Genomic DNA, 21,269 nt, shown 5'->3' on the forward strand with positions numbered 1-21,269 from the left:
TGCCAACTAAATGAACCTCAAAAGAGCGTGTCGCTACTTAAGCGGACGCTCTTTTTTTTGCGGAAAGGCAATGATCGGTTGGAAAAAAGAGAGCTCTTGCCAAATGCATTCATAGAGTAAGGGCAACTCGGGATGCTTTTTTAAGAGTTTTTCGTAATGGGGAAGCTGAGTCAAAAAAGCCTGGACCAAGCGTTGGGAACGTTCAGATAGACAAGGATTTAGTGGCGGATAGACAAATAAATTGCCTTCCAGTAAGGCGCCCAAAAGATGGGCTTGGAAAATTTTCGACAAAAGCACTTCTAATGGCTGCTGGAGCGGATGCTCCGACAAAATCGGCGTGATGATTCGTCGCAAAAGGAAGGCTTCTTCTGTTGGCACATAAAAAGGCTCCAGTGCTAGCAGTTGTTGCCACAAAAATAAATAGCTGCGTTCACCAACTAAATAAAAACGCGGCACAAAACATGTTGGATAAACTTGCTGAGTAAACGTGGCGGGGGTGTTGGGATAAAAAGCGTTTGCGCGCAACTGATGAATCTGCTTCAGTTCTTGAAACGCTTGATTAGAAGAAAGCGTTGGGCTTGCTAAGAGGGTGAGTCGAAAAATCACATAGCGCAGTTGCCGTTCATTGCCAGTAATCAAAGGAAAACTGCGACGGTCGATCCTTAGACGATAAGGTGCCAAAAAAAAGGAAAAGGACAAAAAGCGCCGATGCAAACTGGAGGGGCTCAGGTAATACCGCTTGTGGAGGTCTGCAAAGGAAATGGTCGGCATTTTTAACAGTAACAAGAGCAACTGATAGTTTGTACTTTTATTAAACAATGCAGCAAGCATTTCTGTATGGGGGAAGTTTTTGCTGGCTAGGGGCTGCTGCAAATCATGAAAGGCACGAATGTGTCCTTGCTGCACATCATAATGGAAGGAAGGGTCCTCGTTTAAACAACTGGACAGTAGCCGACGGATCGTTTTGACGGAAAGATTTTGGTCGGCAGCAGCTTTATTCAAAGGAAGGGGATTTTCGCTCAAGAGCATCGTGGACAGACGCAGCATTTGCATAATATCTTTTTCAAGGATATTTTTCAAAACCAGGCACCTCTTTCAGCTGAATTTTGCAACTGTCCTTATTATAAGGGAACTTCACACGTTATTTTCACATACAAAAAATAGTCAATAAAACGTAATAAAAAACGGGGGATTCATTGGTTGCTTCCTCGAACCCTTTATAATATGAAATTAAATGAGAGGAAGGAATCAAAAAAAACCACCTTTTAAAATAAAAAGGGTGGTTTTTTATGTAAGTAACGTTATAAAAAGAGAAACACGAAGCGCTGTTAACGAGTCTCGCTAGGCAATAAAATCGTTTGCCGTTGCCCATCGTCATACACATAGACTTTTTGGGGATAGAGGTCGGAATAACGGCAAGGCAGATCAACGCCGAGTTCGATTTGACTTTGTGCTTGAGAAAAAAGCAGTGTGACACGACCGTGATTGTTTTGGACTTCAAAGGTGAGCAGATTTGTCAACGGAATAAACCCTTTTAAATCGAGATCGATGATTAACCAAATACTATCGATCAGTTCGCCAGGCAGTGTTTGAACAATCCCGCCAGAAGCGTAGCGGCTGCGGTGATCATCAAATGTTTCAAACATAAAAACCCCTCCTTCAAGTAGGCTTGCCAATAACATCAAATTTGTCTATTTATCATAATGAAGAACCGTCAAAAATGCAACTACTTCTGCTTTTCTTTTTGGTCAGCGACGCATTTTAACTATTTTTTTAAAAATTTGTTGGGTTGGCTGGACCAAGCTTTCCCATGGCGTCTTTCAGTGGAAAATAGTCAGTTGCAGCTCACTAGCTCTTCGTAAGAATGAAAAAGACTCTTAAAGGAAAAGCCCTTCAAGAGTCTTGCATTTCTTAGAAGTGTCTGTTGATTGAAGACGCGATCTTAAGAACGATGTTCTATGATTATTCTTCGTCTTCACCGATAACTGCTGGTTCAGCAGCTTCGCCAGCTTCTTCATCTTCAGAGATTTCTTGTGGTTCAGTAACCGCAACGATTTGTTCTTCTGGATCGGTCACGATCGTGTACTCGTCGTTCTTAGGCAGATCAGCCACTGTTAATGAATCGCCGATCTCTAATGACGTTACATCGATCTCAACACGTTCAGGCAATTTGTCTGGTGTTGCTGATACAACGACTGTATACAAGTTTTGTGCTAGAACACCACCAGCTTTGACACCAGCAGATTCGCCAATTAAGGTTACTTCTGCTTCTACTTCTGTTTCTTCATTCATATCGACAGATAGGAATTCAACGTGGGTTAAATTGCGTGTGAAGGTATCTGATTGATACTCTTTGATCAGAGTATTGACTTTTTTGCCTTCTAAACTGATCGTGATTACGGTATTCAATCCATTTTCACGCAAGATTTTTTCTAATTCTGCTGCATTGACAGCAATCGGTGTGCTTTCTACTTTGTACCCATTGACAATTGCAGGTACTTTTCCTTCGTGGCGCAACTTGTTCCGTAAAGAACGTGGGCGAACTTCTCTTTTCGTAACTTCTAATGATACTGACATAACTCAATTCCTCCTAAAGTTTTCTCGTTAATAACGAGATTTTTTAAGCAAATTTTGTTAACTCTGCACATTAAGTGGTACGTGAGTGAAAACACGCAAAAGGGCAGTTGTGTACACAACTGCCCCAGAAAGTTTTGGTTCAACTTTTCTCCACCAGGTCATAACGCTGTGTATGAGAAACTATATTTACTTTACTCTTTAACCTTACGCAAAAAGACAAAGAAAGTCAAATCATTTGAAATCCTGGCAGTTTCCTTTCACTAGATCCTGAGCTATAATAGCCACTATGGAGAAAAATTTATGCGTTTAGATAAAGTGATCGAGCAACAATTGAATACTTCTCGTAAAGAGATGAAACGGTTGTTTCAGCAAGGAAAAGTCCTCGTGGATCAAAGGATTGAAGGGCGACCTGAGCGCAATGTCGATAGCGCCATCCATCAAATCATCGTTGCGGGTCGGCAGTTGGAGACGCAGGAACGCTATTATATCGTCAACAAGCCCAATGGTGTTGTTACAGCGAATGTTGATCAACAGCACCAGACAGTGATCGATTTGATTGCACCAAAGGACCAGCACCCAGATCTTTATGCCGTCGGTCGATTGGATCGGGACACGGAAGGGTTGGTATTAGTTACGACGAATGGTCAGTTAGGCTATGACTTGCTGCATCCCACGAAAAAGGTGACCAAGCGATATGAAGTGGTGGTCAATGACTTGGTGACTCCTGAAGATGTGGCGGCATTTGCCACAGGGATCACCTTTCATGGTGGTGTCACTTGCAAACCAGCTGCCCTAACGATCATCGATGCCCGAGCGGCTCGTTCCTTTGTTTCGTTAGAAATTGCTGAAGGCAAGTTCCATCAAGTGAAAAAGATGTTTTTAGCCCGAGGGAAAAAAGTCATTCAGCTGAAACGAACAGCGATGGGGTCGCTAGTTCTACCAGATGATTTAGCAGTGGGCAGCTATCGCTCGCTGACGCAAGAAGAATTAAAAGGACTGGCGGCGCATTTCCGCTGAGAAAGAGGGAGAAAATGAAGTATAAAACATTATTATTTGATGTCGATGACACGATCCTCGATTTTCAAGATACCGAAGATCAAGCCTTAAAAGCACTATTTGAAGCTCATGGCTTGGAAATGACCCCAGAGCGCAAACAAAGCTATCAAACGATCAATCATGATTTGTGGCAGCAGTTTGAGCAAGGGAAAATCACGAGAGACCAAGTCATCAATGAGCGTTTCGGTTTGTTTTTTGAAACGCAAGGCATTCAGGTCGATAGTCCAGCAGTTGAATTGGCCTATCGGGAATTTCTAAATGAAGGACATAAACTGTTAGACAACAGTGATGAGATCTTAGCGGAGTTGGCGCAGCATTTTGACCTATACGTGGTGACGAACGGGGTTTCTGAAACCCAATATCGCCGCTTGGAAGATGCCAAATTAAAGCCGTATTTCCGTGATATTTTTGTTTCAGAAGATACAGGGTATCAAAAACCAATGAAAGAATATTTTGACTATGTGTTTGCTCGCATACCAAACGTTAAAAAACAAGAGACAGTCATCATTGGCGATTCACTGACTTCAGATATCTTAGGCGGACAACTGGCAGGGATCGATACGATTTGGTTCAATCCAAAGAAAAAAAACAGTGGTGAGATTCAGCCTACTTATGAGATCGAACGTTTGCAGCAATTACTTCCTTTATTGCAGCACTGATTCTACAGAAACAGTAGTAATTTGCCGAATTTTCGCTATAATAGAACCAGTGTGAATTTTTTAAGATGAAAGAGGTTAATTGAATGACGAATGGCAAGCCCATTATTATTGGTGTGACAGGTGGATCAGGTAGTGGAAAAACAAGCGTGAGTCGGGCGATCTTTAATCATTTCCCCAATCATTCTATTATGATGCTTGAACAAGACTCCTACTATAAAGACCAAAGTGATCTGAGCTTTGAAGAACGGTTGAACACCAACTATGACCATCCTTTTGCATTTGATACTGATTTGTTGATCGATCACTTGCAACAGCTGCTTGCATATCAAACGATCGAAAAACCCGTCTATGATTATGTCGCGCATACCCGCAGCGAAGCAACGATCATTCAAGAACCCAAAGAAGTCATTATCTTGGAAGGGATCTTGATTCTAGAAGATGAGCGATTGCGTAATTTAATGGATATTAAACTTTATGTTGATACAGACGATGATATTCGAATCATTCGCCGAATCAAACGTGACATGGAAGAACGTGGCCGGACATTGGATTCTGTGATCGAACAATACTTGACGGTGGTAAAACCGATGTATCATCAATTCATCGAACCGACCAAACGGTATGCCGATGTCATCGTACCAGAAGGCGGCGAAAACCACGTAGCCATCGATTTGATTACGACCAAAGTAGCGACCTTCTTATCCTAAGTTTTTTTATCCATCAATTGGAATGTTTCTATTTGAAAAGTAACAATTGATTCATGGAAAACTGCTGATAGGCACTCTTTCTTGAGAAATGCTTATCAGCAGTTTTAATTTTATAAAAAACAGTAGTATTCCGACTAGTTTTATGGTAAAGTAATCCTCATGCGACGAGTCGAGAAGGTCTAGCATTAGCTGACCAGATTGATAGCAGAGGCACACCGCGTAAGCAACCTACCGGATTTGTAGGGTGTCGGAATATTCCTTTTGTGGAGATAGGGTATTCTACTAGCAATAGTACTGTGAGTGAAGAAAGCTGTGAACATTTTTGTTCACAGCTTTTTTTTTGTTCATTTAGGTGAGAGAACAGCGATAGATGGTGGAAGACTCTCCCCAAGGATGGTAGCCTGTTCCAATCGGTTCAAAAGCAAATTTCTCATAAAAAGTAGAAAGATCCGTACATAGATACAGAGAATCAAAACCAGCTCCAGCAGCACGTTGCTTGGCTGTTTCGATCAAAAGGCGGGCACCGCCTTGGCCACGCCACAAAGGGTCCACATACAAGGCGCAAAGCCAAGGGGTCAAATCCATCCGACTGATGAAGTCGTTGGGGATCAAGCCACCGCAGCCGATGATTTGATAACGTCCGTCTGCTGCGATTTCTTCGTTGACCAGCAGCAGCCATTGCGGCAAAGGATTTGCTGAAAAACTATGGGTCAGGCTATCCTCATAAACCATGAGGGAGTCGGGACCAGCCCACTGTTTTTGGAAGTAACGAATGGCTTCTGCTAAGTAGTCAGGGTGTTCTTTAAGGGTGATGACCTGCATTTGTTTTTCTCCTTTATCCTTCTTTAGGTAAACGAATCTGAAAAATAACCCCTCGTGGCTGCAAATCTTTGACCTGGATTTGTCCCTTGTGCTCTTCAACGATTTGCTTGGCGATCGCTAAGCCTAAACCATAGCCGCCGGTCTCTTTGGAGCGGGAACGATCCTCGCGGTAGAAGCGGTCAAAGATACGGGCTTTTTCTTCATCGGAAATGGCTGGTCCTGTGTTTTTGACCTCGATCAGCCATTGCTTGTTAGAAATCTCCGATAAGAGGGTGATTTTATCACCACTGCTGGTATATTTTAAGGCATTATCTAGGAGGATCACGAGGACTTGATGGATTTTCTTTTGGTCAAAGCAAGCGGTCGTTTTGGCAAAGTTTTCGACAACAAAGTGTTTTTGATCCAATTCGGCAATTTCTTTGAAAGGTTTGACTAAGTCATCGATAAAAGGAGCTAGCTCGATGGTTTCTTTTGTCAAAAGCAATTGATTGGAATCACTGCGGGCGATCGTCAGCAAATCCGCAGTTAATCCAGTCAGCCGCCGAGTTTCCGCTAACGCTTGGGCGATGCTTTCAGATTCTTCAATGATCGTATGATTGGGCTTGGTAAATAGGCGTTCCAGACTGTTTTGAATGATCGTCAATGGTGTGCGCAGCTCATGGGATGCATTTTCGACAAATTCCTGCTGTTTTTTCCAGGAGGCTAAAATGGGGCGCATGTTCAAGCTGGAAAGCAAATAGCTGATCCCGATCGAAAGAATCCAGAAAAAGATCATCGATAAAATCAAAATTGTTTGGAAATTGTTCATGGCATTTTTGATTTGGTTAGTGTTCGCCAAGACTTGGATATAGCCGACACCAGCATCATTTGTTGGTGCTTTGGTGGTGATCGAACGAAACAAAAGGGTCTCTTCTTCCTCTGACAAGGACTGATCCACCACTGAAAAAGATGTGATACTGTCTAAGTGGCTTGTATCTAAAGATAAACTCGCCAGTTGTGAAAAGCGGCCGCCCAAGGTCTGCTTGTTTAATATCTCACCGTCTTCAGACCAGAGAATCAACTGGGTATTGAAGCGATTGGTCCCAGGGATCTTTGGCATGGCACTATCTGGTGGCAATACCTCTAGATTGGATTGCGAAGCGCTGATCTCTGCTTGGATCAAGCGGGTATCTTTGACTGCTTGTTCCAAAGAAATGTCGGTTTGCCGATAAGCCGATTGGTTGAACAATTGGAGGACGATGGTTCCTAAAAGTAAGAAAACCAACGCAAAGGCACTGACATTTAGGAGAAAGGAGTGCAGCCGTTGTCTCTTAGAGCGTTCTTTATTCATAGACTAGGCTCCTTGCATAATATAGCCGACATTTCGCAACGTACGGATTTCTTTGTCGATTCCTGTCTGGCGCAAGTGTTTCCGCAGATTGCTCATATAGACTTCGACGACAGTCAAGGTCGTTTCTGAATCAAACCCCCAGATGCGATCAAAAATCTGTTCCTTGGTCAAAATAATGTTTCTATTTTGTAGAAAATAAAGCAGCAGCTCAAATTCTTTCCCTTGGATCGGCAAAAGCTGCCCTTGGTAACTGACCTCATTGGTGCCAAGGTTGCACAGCAATCCGTTATATTCCAGTGTATTTTCATTGAACAAACCTAAGGAGCGTTTTAGCAACGCTTTGATCCGCATCAATAATTCTTCCCGATAAAAAGGCTTGGTCAAATAATCATCTGCCCCTTTTTGAAAACCAGTCACTTTGTCTTCTAAGCCGTCTTTGGCTGTTAAAATCAGGACGGGTGTTTGGAGTCCTTTTTTTCTTAGGGCAGAAAGCACCTCATAACCGTTCATCTCTGGCATCATCAAGTCGAGAATAATCAAATCATAGATCCCCGTTTCTGCCTCGTATAAGCCTTCACTGCCATCATAGGCTTGTGTGACGTCACCGATCTCGCTGACGATTTCTTTCATATTATCAGATAATGTTTTGTCATCTTCGATCACTAATAGTTTAATCATGTTCCCACCTCTTTAAGGATAAGAATAGCACGAATAGCATAAAAAATGCTTAAAAAAACTGTTTTGCCTTAAGCTGCATTTAAGATAGCTGCCGTAAATTCAGTGCATGGATTTCAAGGGAGGAACATTTTTATGAAATTGAAAAAAGTCTTTCAAAGAAAAGAGACAAAATATTTAATAGCCAAGGAGCAATTTCCTGCATTTCTTGCTGAGCTTCAGCAAAGAATGGCGATCGATGAATATGGGCAGCACACGATTATGTCCTTGTATTACGATACCCACGATTACCGCTTTATTCGTCATTCGATGGACAAACCGAAATACAAAGAAAAATTTCGGGTCCGCAGCTATGGCATACCGACAGAGCAGCAGTTAATTTTTTTAGAGATCAAAAAGAAAGTCAATGGCGTGGTCTACAAACGCCGAGTCCCGATGCCCTATGCTGACTATTGCGGCTGGTTGCAAACAGGGGTCTTGCCGTCAATGGCAGAAGCACCGCAAATCGCTGCAGAGATTCACTGGCTATTTAAGCAAAACCCAGACTTGCTGCCGAAAGTGTTGATTGCCTATGATCGCTTGTCGCTGTTTATTGATGATGATAGTGAATTTCGCGTGACATTCGACCAAAACATTCGCTTTCGCACCTATGATCTTATGTTCGGTTCTGGCAGTGAGGGGGCGCTGGTAGCACCTGAAATCGGGGTGTTGATGGAAGTGAAAGCCCTCGGCGCTTATCCATTATGGTTTGTGGAGCTGTTGAACAAATACAGCGTGCGCAAAGGTAGCTTTTCAAAATATGCCCAAACGTATCAACGGCATTTGTTCAAGAAGGAGGAATGGTTACATGTTATCTAGTCTATTTTCTGGCGATACGAGCACCCTTGAATGGCGTAGCTTATTGATCTGTATTGCCGCCTCATTGCTTTTAGGAATATTGGTAGCTGCGATCCATATGATCCGCAATGTCTATACGAAAAACTTCGTCATTACCTTGGCAGTCTTACCGATTCTCGTTCAATCGGTGATCATGCTAGTCAACGGCAATCTTGGCACAGGGGTGGCAATCTTAGGTGCCTTCAGTTTGATTCGTTTCCGCTCGGTTCCCGGGGGTTCTAGAGAGATCACCAGCGTCTTTTGGTCGATGGGGATCGGTCTGGCAACTGGGATGGGGTATGTCGGCTATGTTGTCATTTTTTCCATTATCGTGGCGCTTTTCTTGACCCTTTTATATACGATGCCCTTTGGCGATCGACAAGCCACGAGTGAACGGGAACTGAAGGTCACGATTCCGGAAGATTTGGATTATCCGCAATTATTCGATGATCTCTTTGAAAAATATACGCATTCTGCCAAACTGACATCGGTTCGAACGACGACGATGGGAAGCTTGTATGAATTGCGCTATCAGTTGCTGTTAAAAGACCAAGCGCAAGAAAAGCAAATCATTGATGAAGTTCGGGTTCGTAATGGCAATTTACCCGTTGTTTTAGGCAAGCTCACCGCTAACCGCGATGAGCTGTAGAAGGAGGAACCTTTTATGAAAAAACTCATTTATCCACTCTTGCTCTCATCGCTGCTCTTAGGCGCTTGCGGGCAAACCGATAGTACTAGCACGAGCAGCAGTTCCAGTTCCGCAGCAGCAGTTTCCGGTTCTGCCGCAGTGACCAACGTTTCAACGACCCTTGATGATTCTGTGGACTATTACGGTAGTTACGAAGAAGAAGATGTTGATGCTTCCTACGATGAGGCAACTGCTACGCAACTTGAATTGAATGGCAGCGACACGACGGCTGTTGATGGCGTTTCAGTGGAAGACCAAACCGTGACGATCACCCAAGCCGGCACCTATGTCGTCAGCGGGTCGTTAAGTAATGGCCAACTGGTTGTCAACGTCAACAAAGAAGAAAAAGTCCATCTGATCTTTGCCGGTGTCACGATCACCAATGAAGACGGGGCGGCCGTCGTCATCGAACAAGCAGAAAAAGTCATCACGACCTTAGCCAGTGATACGACGAATACTCTGACGGATGGCAGCAGCTACACCTTGGCTGAAGGCGAGACAGAACCAGATGCTGCCTTTTATAGTAAAGAAGATTTGTCCATCAACGGCGATGGGACGTTGGTGATCACAGGAAATTACAGCAACGGATTGCGCAGCAAAGATGATTTGGTTTTAGCAGGGGGGACGATTGAAATCACAGCGAAAAACAATGCCATCAAAGGAAAAGATTCCGTGTCGATCTTGGCGGGGAACTACACACTGAACACCACTGAAGGAGATGGCATCCAAGCGAATAATACGGAAGATGCGGAAAAAGGCTACGTTGCGATTGATGGTGGTACCTTTACGATCCAAAGTGGTCGTGACGGGATCCAAGCAGAAACAAATTTAAGCATCCAATCAGCTGATATCACGATCAAAACGGCTGACGGAGCCCAAAGTCAGTCGCTAGTGACGGATGAAAGTTACAAAGGATTGAAAGCTGGCGGTGTGATGACCATCAGCAGCGGCACCTTTACGATCGATAGTGCGGATGATAGCTTGCATGCCAATGATACGATCAACATTGCAGGTGGCACGATCACTGCCAGCAGTGGCGATGATGGGATCCACGCCGACAATGAATTGACGATCTCCGACGGAACGATTTCTATCGAAGAATCCTATGAAGGATTAGAAGCAAGTGTAATCACGATTGCAGGTGGCACGACACACGTCGTGGCTAGCGATGATGGGATCAATGCCGGTGGTGGCAGTGATACGGATGAAACAACGGGACAATTTGGTCAAGACAGTTTTGGCGGCGGCCCTGGCGGCGGCGATACCGCGGATGACAGTAAACAGATCACGATCACTGGTGGAACGTTGGTCATTGATGCCGAAGGGGATGGCCTGGATAGTAATGGCAATGTCACCATGAGTGATGGCGTCGTCATCGTAAATGGTCCAACGACCGGTGGCAATGGTGCTTTGGACTATAACGGCACATTTGAACTCACCGGCGGCGTCTTGTTAGCGGCAGGCACGACCGATATGGCCATGAACGTTAGCGGTGGTAGTCAACAGTCGATCGGAATCAGTTTCGATCAAACCCAATCAGCCGAGACCCTAGTGACCTTAAAGGACAGTCAAGGTCAGACGATCTTGTCCTATGCCCCAAGCAAAAGCTACCAACACGTGGTTCTTTCCAGCCCAGATTTGACCGATAGCAGCTATACGTTGGTCAGTGGTGGGACGAATGATGCACAAGCAGTCTCCGGTTATTATGCTGGCGGAACCCTCAGTGATGGGACAGAGTTAGGAACATTGTCCGTCACGGATACTATCGCTAACTTGACCCAATCAGGTGCAACAGCGACAACCAATCAGATGGGCGGTGGTTTTGGTCGTTAGTTGAAGTTTCACCGATCATCACCAAATGGTTATCAATAAATCGAACAGATCGCAGGCAGCCGTTGCGGTCTGTTTCTATGATTCAAAAAATCAGGAGACGGTTTAAGGTCAATTTAAGCTAGGATCCTTATAGTCGAAAGACAATAAATAGCTATTCAGGAGGAACAAAGATGAATTTTTTGAAACGAGGTCTCCAAAGTTTATGGGCGAAAAAAGGCCGGAGCCTGTTGCTGATCGCCGTATTTTCTGCAATCTTGATTTTTGTATTGGCGGGTCTGACGATTCGCAGTGCGGCACTAGTAGCGACTGAAAATGCCCAGAAAAGTGTTGGCGCAACTGTGACGTTGCAAGCAAACCGCGAGCAGGCTTTTCAGCAAAGGAGCTCTTCTTCTGACAGCGATGACCAAAGCACCCGACCAGATCCAGGGAGTTTTCAATCGACACCAGTAGCGATTACTGATGCCCAAGCGATCGCCGATTTAGACGGGGTTGCCTCATATAGTTTTGAAGTCAGCACCTCTGCTGATGCCGTCAGCGGGATCGAACCGATCTCCAGCAGTGACTCATCGACAGAGTCAGAAGCAACCGACAGCAGCGAATCGGGGCAAATGGGCGGTATGCCAGGAGGAATGCCTGGTGGGAATATGAGTACGGGTGATTTCCAAATCACTGGTGTATCAAGCAGTGCGGCGTATACGACTTTTTCGGAAGGAACAGCGACGATCACGGATGGAGAAGGAATTACTTCTGAGGATGAAGGTACGAACCAAGTCCTGATCGAATCCTCACTAGCTGAAGCGAATGATTTGGCGGTCGGAGATACGTTTTCGATCACTGATGCAGAGGACAATGAAGTCGAAGTGACGATCAAGGGAATCTATGAAACGAGTGAAGTTGGCAACAGCATGAGCCAAATGTTTAACTTTCTCAACCCAGCCAACACGATCATTGCCTCTTATACTCTTGCCAATACGTTGAGCGGCAATGAGGACACCATTGATTCAGCAACCTATACCTTGAGTGATCCGTCTGAGATGACAGCATTCGTGGAAGAAGCGGAAGGGTTGATCGATACAGAAACCTACAGCATTCAAACCAACGATCAAATGTATCAGTCGATGCTGACACCATTGAATAATGTCGCTAGCTTTGCAAAAAATATTATTGTGTTAGTTGCTGCTGCCGGTATCATTATTTTGACGTTGATCGTGATGATGTCGATTCGGGAACGTCGCTATGAGATTGGTGTATTGCTCTCTTTAGGCGAGTCACGGGCTAAAGTGATCCTACAGTTTTTCACAGAGATTTTTGTCTGTATGGTGTTTGCTTTAGGGATCGCGGCCGCTAGCGGCAATCTTGTCGGTAATGCCGTCGGAGAGCAATTATTGGCACAACAAACAGAGACAACGACTGATCAAGCAGCCACTGAAAACGCTGGTCCTGGAGGCGGGGAGATGCCGCAAATGGGCGGAAATCGTGGTGGTTCTTTCCCATCCTTCACCCAATCAGCAGAAGTGGAGTCCTTGGAGATCACCGTTTCCCCTCAACAAATTGGTTTATTGGCATTACTCGGTCTAGGGATCAGTTTTGGCTCGATCTTACTCTCTTCCGCGGGCATTTTGCGGTTGAATCCGAAAAAAATCTTGGTTTCTTAGGAGGAACGACATGACATTACGAACAGAACAATTAGGATATTGGTATCAAAGCGAAGCAGAAGCGCTGTTTCGTGACGTTGATTTGACCTTTGAACCTGGCAAGATGTATGCGATCTTAGGTTCCAGCGGATCGGGGAAAACAACTTTCCTGTCACTGATCACGGGCCTAGATACACCGAAAGAAGGAAAAATTTTCTACAATGAAGAAACGTTAGCAAAAATCGGATTGCGAGAATACCGCCGCAAAGATGTTTCCATCGTGTTCCAAGCGTATAATCTATTGCCTTATCTGTCGGCACTGGACAATGTGATCACAGCCATGGCGATCGCGAAGTCGCAGCAAGCCGATAAAAAGGCCTATGCTTTAGCCAACTTAGCCAAAGTTGGCATCACGGAAGAGCTGGCACTGAAAAAAGTGACCCAATTATCGGGTGGGCAACAGCAGCGGGTCGCTATCGTTCGCGCGTTGTGCTGTGAACATGAGCTGATCGTAGCCGATGAACCGACTGGAAATTTGGATGAAACGACATCTAAAGAAATCGTCAAACTGTTTCAAGAAATTGCCCATGAGCAAAAAAAATGTATCATCTTAGTGACCCATGAACAAGAGGTAGCAAAAGCTTGCGATGTCGTTTATGAGCTAAAAGAACGAGCATTTTCTAGAATTGAAGGATAAGCTTTACTTATGGCAACTGCTAGTTATTAGGGCGGAGGCAGTTGCTCTTCTTGAGGCTTTAAATACATCCTCAAGGAAACGGCTGTAAAGTCTGCTTGCATCTTCGCCTTGCTCCTCTTACAATAGAAGTAATTGTAAACGAAGAAACTTGTGAGGGGAGTGTGGAGATGCGACTTTTTATTGACGGCGATGGATCGCCAGTGAAAAACGAAGTGATTGAGCTGGCTCAGCAATATCAGCTGCCGGTGGTGATCGTCACCAGTGTCGATCATTACACGACCAAAGATTATCCTGCCCATGTTCACTTTGTCTATGTCGACAAAGGCTCGGATCGTGCGGATTATGAAATCGTGAAGGAAATAGAGCCCGGTGATTTTCTTGTTACCCAAGATTATGGGTTAGCCTCTTTGGTCTTGCCGAAAAAAGCGCGGGTTTTTCACCATAACGGCACAGAGTATTTGCCAGAAACGATCGATTTTTTACTTGGACAACGCTACTTAGGTGCGCAGATGCGTAAAGCAGGCAAGCGTACAAAAGGACCGAAGCCCTTTACGAAAGAGGATCGGGAAGCCTTCAAACGAATCTTTGAAAACGAATTGCGACAGACCCTTGCAAAATAAGCACCCTCAAGACCCAGCTTCTGCATGAACCACGGGAATTGAAGGTGCTTATTTATTTCTTGCGAAAACGATCATAGAAGTATTTGCTGACTAAAGCCACGATCGCGAAAAATGCTAAGGTATATCCGAAGATTCCCATCTGATGGACGAAGGCTCCTTGTTGCGGGCTGGCGACCACCAATAAGGAAGAGCCAAGGATGACCGCAGCTAGAATAATACCGATCACCAGTCGATTGACCATCTGATCAAAGCGGTCCAATAGCTGTTTTTGTTCGCGGATCTCTAGATTCAATCGGTGTTTACCAGTCGCAAAAGTGTCTAAGACAGCCAAGGTCCGATCGGGAAGATGGCTAAGTGCCCGCAAGCTTTTTGCGGTTGCCAAGGCGCTTTTTTTCACCTCGTCTTCAATACTCAGCTGCTGTAGGAAATATTTTTGTGCAAAAGGCTGAGTGACTTCCATCATTGATAATTCGGGATCTAAGGCTTTGATCACACCTTCCAAGGTACCAAAAGCCTTGATCAGCAAGGTGATGTCTCGATGCATCTGCAGTTGGTTATCATGGCAGATCGTGATGACTTCCGCCATCACTTTTTGCAAGTCGATATCCTTTAGCGGCATATTATAGTAGTTTTCAACAAATTTTTGAAGATCCTGATAGAAGGCGACTTCGTCAAAGGAACTGCCGCTGCTGTTGCACAACCGCAAGACGGCTTTACCGACTTCTTGGGTGTCTTGGGTATAAAGAGCAATCAACGCATCGGCTAAACGGCTGCGTAAAGACTGATCCAAATGACCCATCATCCCAAAGTCCAAGAAAATCACTTGGTAAGGCGGCATGACAGCTTCTTCTTGCCATTTCAACGAATAATCGACCCCGCCGAGGACACCGACGCGCTGCTTGACTTGAAATGGTTGTGGGCGGTTGGCTTGATCCGTGAAGACATGCAAGAAAAGATTGCCAGGATGTGGATCAGCGTGAAAGAAGCCATCTTCAAAGACTTGTTTCATAAAGTTTTCGACTAATAGCGTCCCCACTTGTTTTTTCACTGCTTTAACGGACTGATTGTCATAAACGATGTCTTGATTTTTGCGGGTCAGTAAGCAATTCAAGCTTTCACCTGCCATGTAATCCATGACTAATACTTTTTGGGTACACCATTCGGGATAAACTTTTGGCAATGCCAACTGCGGGTCTTGGTGATTGTTGCGGTAGAATTCCTGTGCATTTTTCATCTCTTGTAAAAAATTTGTTTCATTGGCAAGGGATCGTCGGACTTCGCTTAGCACGCTTTTTAAATCCACCACATTGGCTTCTGGAATTGCGCGAACCAACGGCAGGGCTTTTTCAAAAAGATCGAGATCCACTTGAATTGCCGCAATGATCCCTGGATGCTGCACTTTGACGATCACTTCTTTGCCGCTGATCAAGTTTGCTCGATGGGCTTGTCCGATGGAAGCTGAGGCGACTGGAATTTCATCAAAAGCGGAAAAAACTTCCGTTAGCGGTTGCTGCAGTTCTGTTTCCAGCAGTGCTTTGACCTTGGGAAATGGATCGCTTTTGACATTGTCCTGCAGCTGCTTGAATTCATCGACAAAGGTGCTGGAAAGCAGATCATTGCGGACCGAAAGCATCTGCCCGATTTTGATAAATGTTGGTCCTAATTCTTCAAACGCTTGACGCACCATTTCGGGGTGCTGCTGTTTGCTGATATTTTGAACGACTTTGTATTTCAAAAAGACTTGAACGATTTGTTTTAATCGTCCTTTTCTAGAAGGAGCGGTTTGTTCTGTCATAGGTCCCACCTCTTTAAACGTGCCGTGATATATTCATAGTACTGACAAAATGAAAAACATTCAACTAACGACTGTGTAAGCTTAAAGAAATTTCTGCAAGATTTAATGCCGGTTGGTCGATTTTGTGCTAAAATGTGGAAGACTTAGTTTGGTAGAATCAATGAATACAGGAGGAAATTCTTTTGAAAATCATTTTATTATACGGGGGACGCAGTGCAGAACATGAGGTATCACTGTTATCCGCTTTTTCAGTTGTTAATGCTGTATATTATAATTACTACCAAGTTCAATTAGTAATGATCACCAAAGAAGGACGCTGGTTAAAAGGCCCATTATTGACTGAGGCGCCAACGTCTCCAGATACTTTGGCATTGACCAATGAAGAAACCAAAGGGGAAGAAATTTCACCTGGGGCAATCTACGAAGAAGACGCGATCGTCTTTCCTTTACTTCACGGACCAAACGGCGAAGACGGCACGATCCAAGGGTTTTTAGAAACCATCGGAATGCCTTATGTCGGAGCCGGTGTCTTGACTAGTGCCTGTGGGATGGACAAAATCATGACCAAGTATATCTTGCAAGCTGCGGGGATTCCGCAAGTTCCCTATGTACCAGTCTTGAAAAATGCGTGGAAAGAAAATCCGAAAAAGATTTTCGATCAATGTGAAGGCAGTCTGCTTTATCCAATGTTTGTCAAACCTGCCAACATGGGCTCAAGTGTCGGTATCTCGAAAGCCGAGAACCGTGAAGAACTGCAAAATGCGCTACAAGAAGCGTATCGCTACGATACCCGAGCGATCGTTGAACAAGGAATCGAAGCCCGTGAGATCGAAGTAGCCGTTCTTGGAAACGAAGACGTTCGGACCACAATGCCGGGAGAAATCGTAAAAGATGTTGCCTTTTATGATTACAATTCCAAATACATTGACAACCGAATCGAGATGCAGATTCCTGCACAAATTCCAGAAGAAACACAAGCCAAAGCCCAAGAGTTTGCGAAAAAAGCCTATACGATGTTAGGCGGCAGCGGATTGAGCCGTTGTGATTTCTTTTTGACCAATAAAAATGAGCTCTTTTTAAATGAGCTGAACACGATGCCAGGGTTCACTGAATTCAGCATGTACCCACTGCTATGGGAGAAGACCGGTTTGCCTTATGGGGATTTGATCGAAGAATTGATCCAATTAGGGATGAATCGTTTCAATCAAAGACGTTCGTTCTTGACCAATGTAGAAGCAACAGAAAAAGAAGCAGAAAACGAAGCAGAATAAATAGCAGGAAGAAAGCCAGCTCAACTCAAGGAAAATACTTGAAGCGATCTTGTGCTTTCTTTTTTTAGGAAAAAGGAGCGAACCTGATGAATTTTACTGTAAAAGAAGCCGCTGCCGTATTTGGTCAGCAAATTAAAAATGAAACACCACTTGCCTCTGTGGAATTCGACAGCCGTCTGATCAAAGAAAACAGTCTTTTTGTTCCCTTAGCGGGGACCCGTGACGGACATGAATTTGCCCAACAAGCCAAAGACAATGGTGCGATCGCGACATTGTGGAGTCATCCCACCATCCAACCACCGCAAGGCATCCTTGTGATCCCCGTCACGGATACTGTCAAAGCGTTCCAACAGTTAGCACGAGCCTACAAAGAAAAACTTGCGCCAAAAATCATCGCTATTACCGGAAGTAATGGGAAAACAACCACAAAAGATATGGTAGACGCGGTTATGGCACAAAAATACCAGACCTACAAAACTCAAGGTAACCATAACAATGAACTAGGCGTGCCTTTGACTATCTTGCATGCACCAGAAGATACCCAAGTGTTGATTTTAGAAATGGGAATGGATCATGCAGGAGAAATCGAAGTCCTTTCGCGCTTAGCAGAACCTGACGCTGCCGCTATCACGTTGATAGGCGAAGCCCACATTGAAAACTTAGGGTCCAGAGAAGGGATCGCCAAAGCCAAAATGGAGATCACCGCAGGATTGAAAAAAGACGGCTTCTTTATGATGCCAGCTGATGAACCATTGTTAGAGCCCTTTGTTCCCAATTTAACGCAGACCATTGAAACTTTTGGTTTAACTGAGGGAGATCTACAAGGAGACATCGTGGAGGAATCGCAAGATCAGACGATTTTTACGGTAGCAAGTACGACTTTTACCTTACCGGTATTAGGCGGTTATAATGTCAAAAATGCCTTGATCGCGATTGGGTTAGGACGTCATTTTGGTGTATCAAATGAAGCCATCAAGGAGGGATTGGCGCATTTTCAATTAACGAAAAATCGGACCCAATGGGTGACTGCCGGTAATGGAGCAGCGATTTTGAGCGATATTTACAATGCCAATCCGACGGCCATGGGTCTCGTATTGGATAGTTTCCGCAAATTGCCCTTAGCAGGACGTCGGATCGCCGTATTGGCAGATATGCTTGAATTAGGACCAGATTCTGCACAAATGCACGAGCAGATGGCCGCACATTTAGATGACTCGTTCCAACTAGTTTTTCTTTATGGCAAAGAAATGCAAGCATTGCAAAAACGACTAGCTCAGTCACCACTGGCTGAGAAGGTGCGCTATTTTGCGACAGATGAAAAACCACAACTGATCGCCTCCTTAATAGAAACTTTAGAACCTTCCGACAGCTTGGTAATCAAAGGGAGCAATGGCATGGGCTTGAGCGAAGTCGTTGATGCACTAAAAGGAATGTAAAGCGGAGTGTAAGTGTCTAGAGTTTAGTTAGGAATAAAAAATAAGAATTTAGAAGTAAAGAGGATAGAGAAATCTGTCCTCTTTTTTGTTGTTCAGGCGGAAAAGGAGAGTTCATGAAACAACTATCCGAAGTGGTCGGTTTAAAGGTTCGATTCCTTGTATTTGTATAGGGACTAGAAATAGCTCCCAAAGCCATATTATTGACTCTCTTTCTAGATGATCAGTATAGTTTCCGCCAAATCTTTCTAGATGACTATACTGAGCCGCAGGTATTCAGATGTTTTGACATTGGCGAGTACGGGTTCGACTCCCGTTGCCTGCTTACAAAATTTTATAGATGGTTTCCTATTTCTCTTGGCGGAGAAGTAGAAAAATCTGAAGGAGGCTATAACATGGCAGACATTACAGTGAATCAATTAGCTACACAAACGTTTTATCAAATTCCCCAAATCTTTATGACACGGACAGAGCGAATCAAAGATAGTATGGGAAAAGTGATTAAAAAGATTCGCTATACCAGTGATTACGCACAATTATCCAATGATGCCAAATTGGCGTATGGGGCATTGTATAACCGTTGCCAATTATCAATCCGTTCGTATGAATCTGGAAAACGAGATTTTGTTGATGAACATGGCTCTGTGTTTTTGATTTTTACGGTGGAAGAATTGATGGAGTTGTTAGATAAGTCGAAAACAACGGTTACGAAAGTAAAACAGGAACTGGCAAAAATGAAATTGTTGCGAGAAGTAAAACAAGGATTAAATAAACCAAATCGTTTGTATCTTCAATTAGTCGAAGCGGATCATCAAATTATTGAAGAATATGATTCAGAAAATCGATTGACCAAGCGTTTGGATTATCTTGGAAATGAACTCCCTCTTCCGAATGAGGATCATTCCAGAAAAGCAGAAAAAACGCCTGAATCCCTTGGGGGACAAGGACGTCCATTTTTTGGACGTCCAAAAAATGGACGTCTGGAGGGTAAAATTTTTAACCCTAGTAATACTGAATTAAGTAATACTGAGAATATTAACGATACCAATCGATACGAGAAACCAACAGAAATATCTCTTTCAGAAATTTCAGAAGCAGAGCTGCTCAAAATGGGGGACTATCCATTTTTGACCAAACGAACCATTGAGCTACTTACTCATTTCGGGACAGATGCTCAAAAATTGATCGATAAGATCTATGCCGCAAAACGGAAAGTAGAAAAAGAGCATGCGGATATTCTAGCAATTCATTATCGGGTCTTGCCACGATTGAATGGGGAGCTTTGGGCACAAGATCTCGAACATGAGGTAGAAAAATTTGTGTACAAGTATCGCACGAGTTGTCATAAAGGACAGCCGATCCAGGATCCCTTTGCGTATTTTTATCGGATGATGCTTCATTTCTGGAAATTGGTGTTACTGGCAGAAACCATTGTTTCTTTCTCTGAGATCGAACGTTTAAGACAAGAATGGTTATCAGGTGAACGGACAGAACGAAGTGTGCTTCAAGCGATTTTTCCGGATAAATACACGTTGGCACAATTGGATAATGAATTGCTTTGTTTGCGCGAAACAGCAGTAAATCGTGAAAAAAAGGAGGGGTCCCGATGATGTTTCTACACACGAATCGTCGATGTTATAACAGCTATCATGTGCCGTTTGAGACACTGGCCTATGCCAGCTGGCCGCCAACCTATGTGACTTGTGACTGTGGGGAATTGGCAAAACATATCGTGCATTTTAAGCGCCTGTCTTGTGGGGCACCCCATGTTCAAAACACGTTTGTCTGGAAATGTCCCCATTGTGGGGCATGTTACCGGCAAGTAAAAGGGACGTTTGATTTTGAACCGATGGATCGAGAGGAAGGATAAGAAAAATGATTAAGGCAGAAAATAAGAGAGGCGTGACAACTTTAAACCCGGAGCAACAAACAGCATTAAAGCGGTTATCAAAAAAATACGTCCTTTCGGAAAGTAAAATTCTTGCGCATGCATTGGATCTTCTCGTTAGGCAAGAAGCTGCGCATTTTGATGTAGGATTGAAAAAAGTGTCTACACCTCATTAAAAAGTATCTACACTTTCGGAGAAGGCATGGAATTGTATTGCTTCAAGCAAGATGTAAGTGCTGTTTTTCAGTTAGAGCTACAAGTTACGGAGCAAGATAAAAGTAAGATTTTTTGAATGACTGGCTGGAGGAAGAGAAATGAATTTGTATGAAGATCATTTACGGTGGATGTGTTGTGAAGTGACACTATTCAATCGGCAACGATGGAAGATTCATGATCAGATAGCTCAACGAATGAGTATCGATTCGTCTGGGAAGCCAATCGTATTATATACGAAATCTTTGACATCGTATCTTGCAAGAAAACTATTTTTTTCACAGATTAAGCAAATTTGGTTTGATGGGAAGCTCGTTGCATATCGGGGATGTTCTACACAAGCATTATCACTCACGAATAAGCAATATGCCAAACTAGTGAAAAGAAAAAATGACAAACGGCTCAAAGAAAGAGCATAAAAGGTCTTTTTAGTAACCGAATAAATGTTTCTTAAACGAAATTGACTGGTTGAGAAAATAACATAGAGCTATACTC

General features: G+C 43.9%; 21 protein-coding genes. 14 read left to right on the forward strand and 7 right to left on the reverse strand.

Going from position 1 to position 21,269, the window contains the following annotated elements; all coding sequences use genetic code 11:
* Positions 1 to 33: 33 nt before the first annotated feature.
* From A5883_RS00785 to A5883_RS00795, 3 genes are all read right to left on the reverse strand, one after another.
* On the reverse strand, positions 34 to 1,080 hold the full coding sequence (locus tag A5883_RS00785; RefSeq protein WP_005227921.1) for a helix-turn-helix domain-containing protein: 1,047 nt from the start codon (positions 1,078 to 1,080) through the stop codon (positions 34 to 36).
* Positions 1,081 to 1,328: 248 nt separating this feature from the next.
* Positions 1,329 to 1,646: a DUF960 domain-containing protein gene (locus tag A5883_RS00790; RefSeq protein WP_086337796.1), complete on the reverse strand. Its 318-nt coding sequence runs from the start codon at positions 1,644 to 1,646 to the stop codon at positions 1,329 to 1,331.
* 316 nt (positions 1,647 to 1,962) lie between these two features.
* Positions 1,963 to 2,577, reverse strand: coding sequence for a 50S ribosomal protein L25/general stress protein Ctc (locus A5883_RS00795; protein WP_005227923.1), 615 nt, complete (start codon positions 2,575 to 2,577; stop codon positions 1,963 to 1,965).
* A gap of 300 nt (positions 2,578 to 2,877) precedes the next feature.
* On the opposite strand from A5883_RS00795, the gene A5883_RS00800 reads away from it, so the two are divergent.
* The 3 genes from A5883_RS00800 (at position 2,878) to udk (ending at position 4,999) form a co-directional block, all read left to right on the forward strand.
* A complete protein-coding gene (locus A5883_RS00800) occupies positions 2,878 to 3,594 on the forward strand; it encodes a 16S rRNA pseudouridine(516) synthase (RefSeq protein WP_005227924.1) in 717 nt (238 codons plus the stop codon).
* Positions 3,595 to 3,608: 14 nt separating this feature from the next.
* A complete protein-coding gene (locus A5883_RS00805; protein ID WP_016609901.1) occupies positions 3,609 to 4,292 on the forward strand; it encodes a YjjG family noncanonical pyrimidine nucleotidase in 684 nt (227 codons plus the stop codon).
* Positions 4,293 to 4,375: 83 nt separating this feature from the next.
* Positions 4,376 to 4,999 carry a uridine kinase gene (gene udk, locus A5883_RS00810; RefSeq protein ID WP_005227927.1) on the forward strand — a complete coding sequence of 208 codons (624 nt, stop codon included), beginning with the start codon at positions 4,376 to 4,378 and terminating at the stop codon, positions 4,997 to 4,999.
* A gap of 348 nt (positions 5,000 to 5,347) precedes the next feature.
* Here udk and A5883_RS00815 read toward each other — a convergent pair whose 3' ends face one another.
* Genes A5883_RS00815 through A5883_RS00825 form a run of 3 tightly spaced genes read right to left on the reverse strand, consistent with a single transcriptional unit; the run spans position 5,348 to position 7,829 of the window.
* A complete protein-coding gene (locus A5883_RS00815; protein ID WP_005227930.1) occupies positions 5,348 to 5,821 on the reverse strand; it encodes a GNAT family N-acetyltransferase in 474 nt (157 codons plus the stop codon).
* A gap of 13 nt (positions 5,822 to 5,834) precedes the next feature.
* Positions 5,835 to 7,151, reverse strand: coding sequence for a sensor histidine kinase (locus A5883_RS00820; RefSeq protein WP_005227932.1), 1,317 nt, complete (start codon positions 7,149 to 7,151; stop codon positions 5,835 to 5,837).
* Between the two features lie 3 nt (positions 7,152 to 7,154).
* The gene (locus A5883_RS00825) at positions 7,155 to 7,829 is read right to left on the reverse strand and encodes a response regulator transcription factor (RefSeq protein ID WP_005227933.1); all 675 of its coding nucleotides are present in this window, start codon (positions 7,827 to 7,829) and stop codon (positions 7,155 to 7,157) included.
* 132 nt (positions 7,830 to 7,961) lie between these two features.
* Between A5883_RS00825 and A5883_RS00830 the strand changes: the two genes are divergently transcribed.
* The 6 genes from A5883_RS00830 to A5883_RS00855 all read left to right on the forward strand — a co-directional run bounded on the left by A5883_RS00830 (position 7,962) and on the right by A5883_RS00855 (position 14,174).
* On the forward strand, positions 7,962 to 8,684 hold the full coding sequence (locus tag A5883_RS00830) for a polyphosphate polymerase domain-containing protein (RefSeq protein WP_015510432.1): 723 nt from the start codon (positions 7,962 to 7,964) through the stop codon (positions 8,682 to 8,684).
* Positions 8,674 to 9,351, forward strand: a complete 678-nt coding sequence (locus tag A5883_RS00835) for a DUF4956 domain-containing protein (protein ID WP_086337797.1) — start codon at positions 8,674 to 8,676, stop codon at positions 9,349 to 9,351. The genes A5883_RS00830 and A5883_RS00835 overlap by 11 nt, the downstream gene beginning before the upstream one ends.
* Positions 9,352 to 9,366: 15 nt before the next feature.
* The gene (locus A5883_RS00840; protein WP_016621916.1) at positions 9,367 to 11,223 is read left to right on the forward strand and encodes a carbohydrate-binding domain-containing protein; all 1,857 of its coding nucleotides are present in this window, start codon (positions 9,367 to 9,369) and stop codon (positions 11,221 to 11,223) included.
* 170 nt (positions 11,224 to 11,393) lie between these two features.
* Positions 11,394 to 12,878 (forward strand): ABC transporter permease, encoded by a 1,485-nt coding sequence (locus A5883_RS00845; RefSeq protein WP_086337798.1) that lies wholly within the window; start codon positions 11,394 to 11,396, stop codon positions 12,876 to 12,878.
* A 10-nt stretch (positions 12,879 to 12,888) separates the two neighbouring features.
* Complete coding sequence (locus A5883_RS00850) at positions 12,889 to 13,554, forward strand: ABC transporter ATP-binding protein (RefSeq protein ID WP_086337799.1); 666 nt, start codon at positions 12,889 to 12,891, stop codon at positions 13,552 to 13,554.
* Positions 13,555 to 13,721: 167 nt separating this feature from the next.
* Positions 13,722 to 14,174 (forward strand): YaiI/YqxD family protein, encoded by a 453-nt coding sequence (locus A5883_RS00855; protein ID WP_015510428.1) that lies wholly within the window; start codon positions 13,722 to 13,724, stop codon positions 14,172 to 14,174.
* Positions 14,175 to 14,226: 52 nt separating this feature from the next.
* Here A5883_RS00855 and A5883_RS00860 read toward each other — a convergent pair whose 3' ends face one another.
* On the reverse strand, positions 14,227 to 15,969 hold the full coding sequence (locus tag A5883_RS00860; RefSeq protein ID WP_086337800.1) for an ABC1 kinase family protein: 1,743 nt from the start codon (positions 15,967 to 15,969) through the stop codon (positions 14,227 to 14,229).
* A gap of 182 nt (positions 15,970 to 16,151) precedes the next feature.
* Between A5883_RS00860 and A5883_RS00865 the strand changes: the two genes are divergently transcribed.
* The 5 genes from A5883_RS00865 to A5883_RS00885 all read left to right on the forward strand — a co-directional run bounded on the left by A5883_RS00865 (position 16,152) and on the right by A5883_RS00885 (position 20,737).
* Positions 16,152 to 17,240 (forward strand): D-alanine--D-alanine ligase, encoded by a 1,089-nt coding sequence (locus A5883_RS00865; RefSeq protein WP_015510426.1) that lies wholly within the window; start codon positions 16,152 to 16,154, stop codon positions 17,238 to 17,240.
* An 86-nt stretch (positions 17,241 to 17,326) separates the two neighbouring features.
* On the forward strand, positions 17,327 to 18,676 hold the full coding sequence (locus A5883_RS00870; RefSeq protein ID WP_074934075.1) for a UDP-N-acetylmuramoyl-tripeptide--D-alanyl-D-alanine ligase: 1,350 nt from the start codon (positions 17,327 to 17,329) through the stop codon (positions 18,674 to 18,676).
* 392 nt (positions 18,677 to 19,068) lie between these two features.
* Entirely contained in the window at positions 19,069 to 20,283 is a 1,215-nt protein-coding gene (locus A5883_RS00875) for a replication initiator protein A (protein ID WP_086337801.1), read from the forward strand.
* Positions 20,280 to 20,543 (forward strand): hypothetical protein, encoded by a 264-nt coding sequence (locus A5883_RS00880; protein ID WP_086337802.1) that lies wholly within the window; start codon positions 20,280 to 20,282, stop codon positions 20,541 to 20,543. The genes A5883_RS00875 and A5883_RS00880 overlap by 4 nt, the downstream gene beginning before the upstream one ends.
* Before the next feature lie 5 nt (positions 20,544 to 20,548).
* A complete protein-coding gene (locus tag A5883_RS00885) occupies positions 20,549 to 20,737 on the forward strand; it encodes a hypothetical protein (protein ID WP_086337803.1) in 189 nt (62 codons plus the stop codon).
* Positions 20,738 to 21,269 lie beyond the last annotated feature (532 nt).

Source organism: Enterococcus sp. 5B3_DIV0040 (genome assembly GCF_002140755.1).
Taxonomy (GTDB): Bacteria; Bacillota; Bacilli; order Lactobacillales; family Enterococcaceae; genus Enterococcus_D; species Enterococcus_D casseliflavus.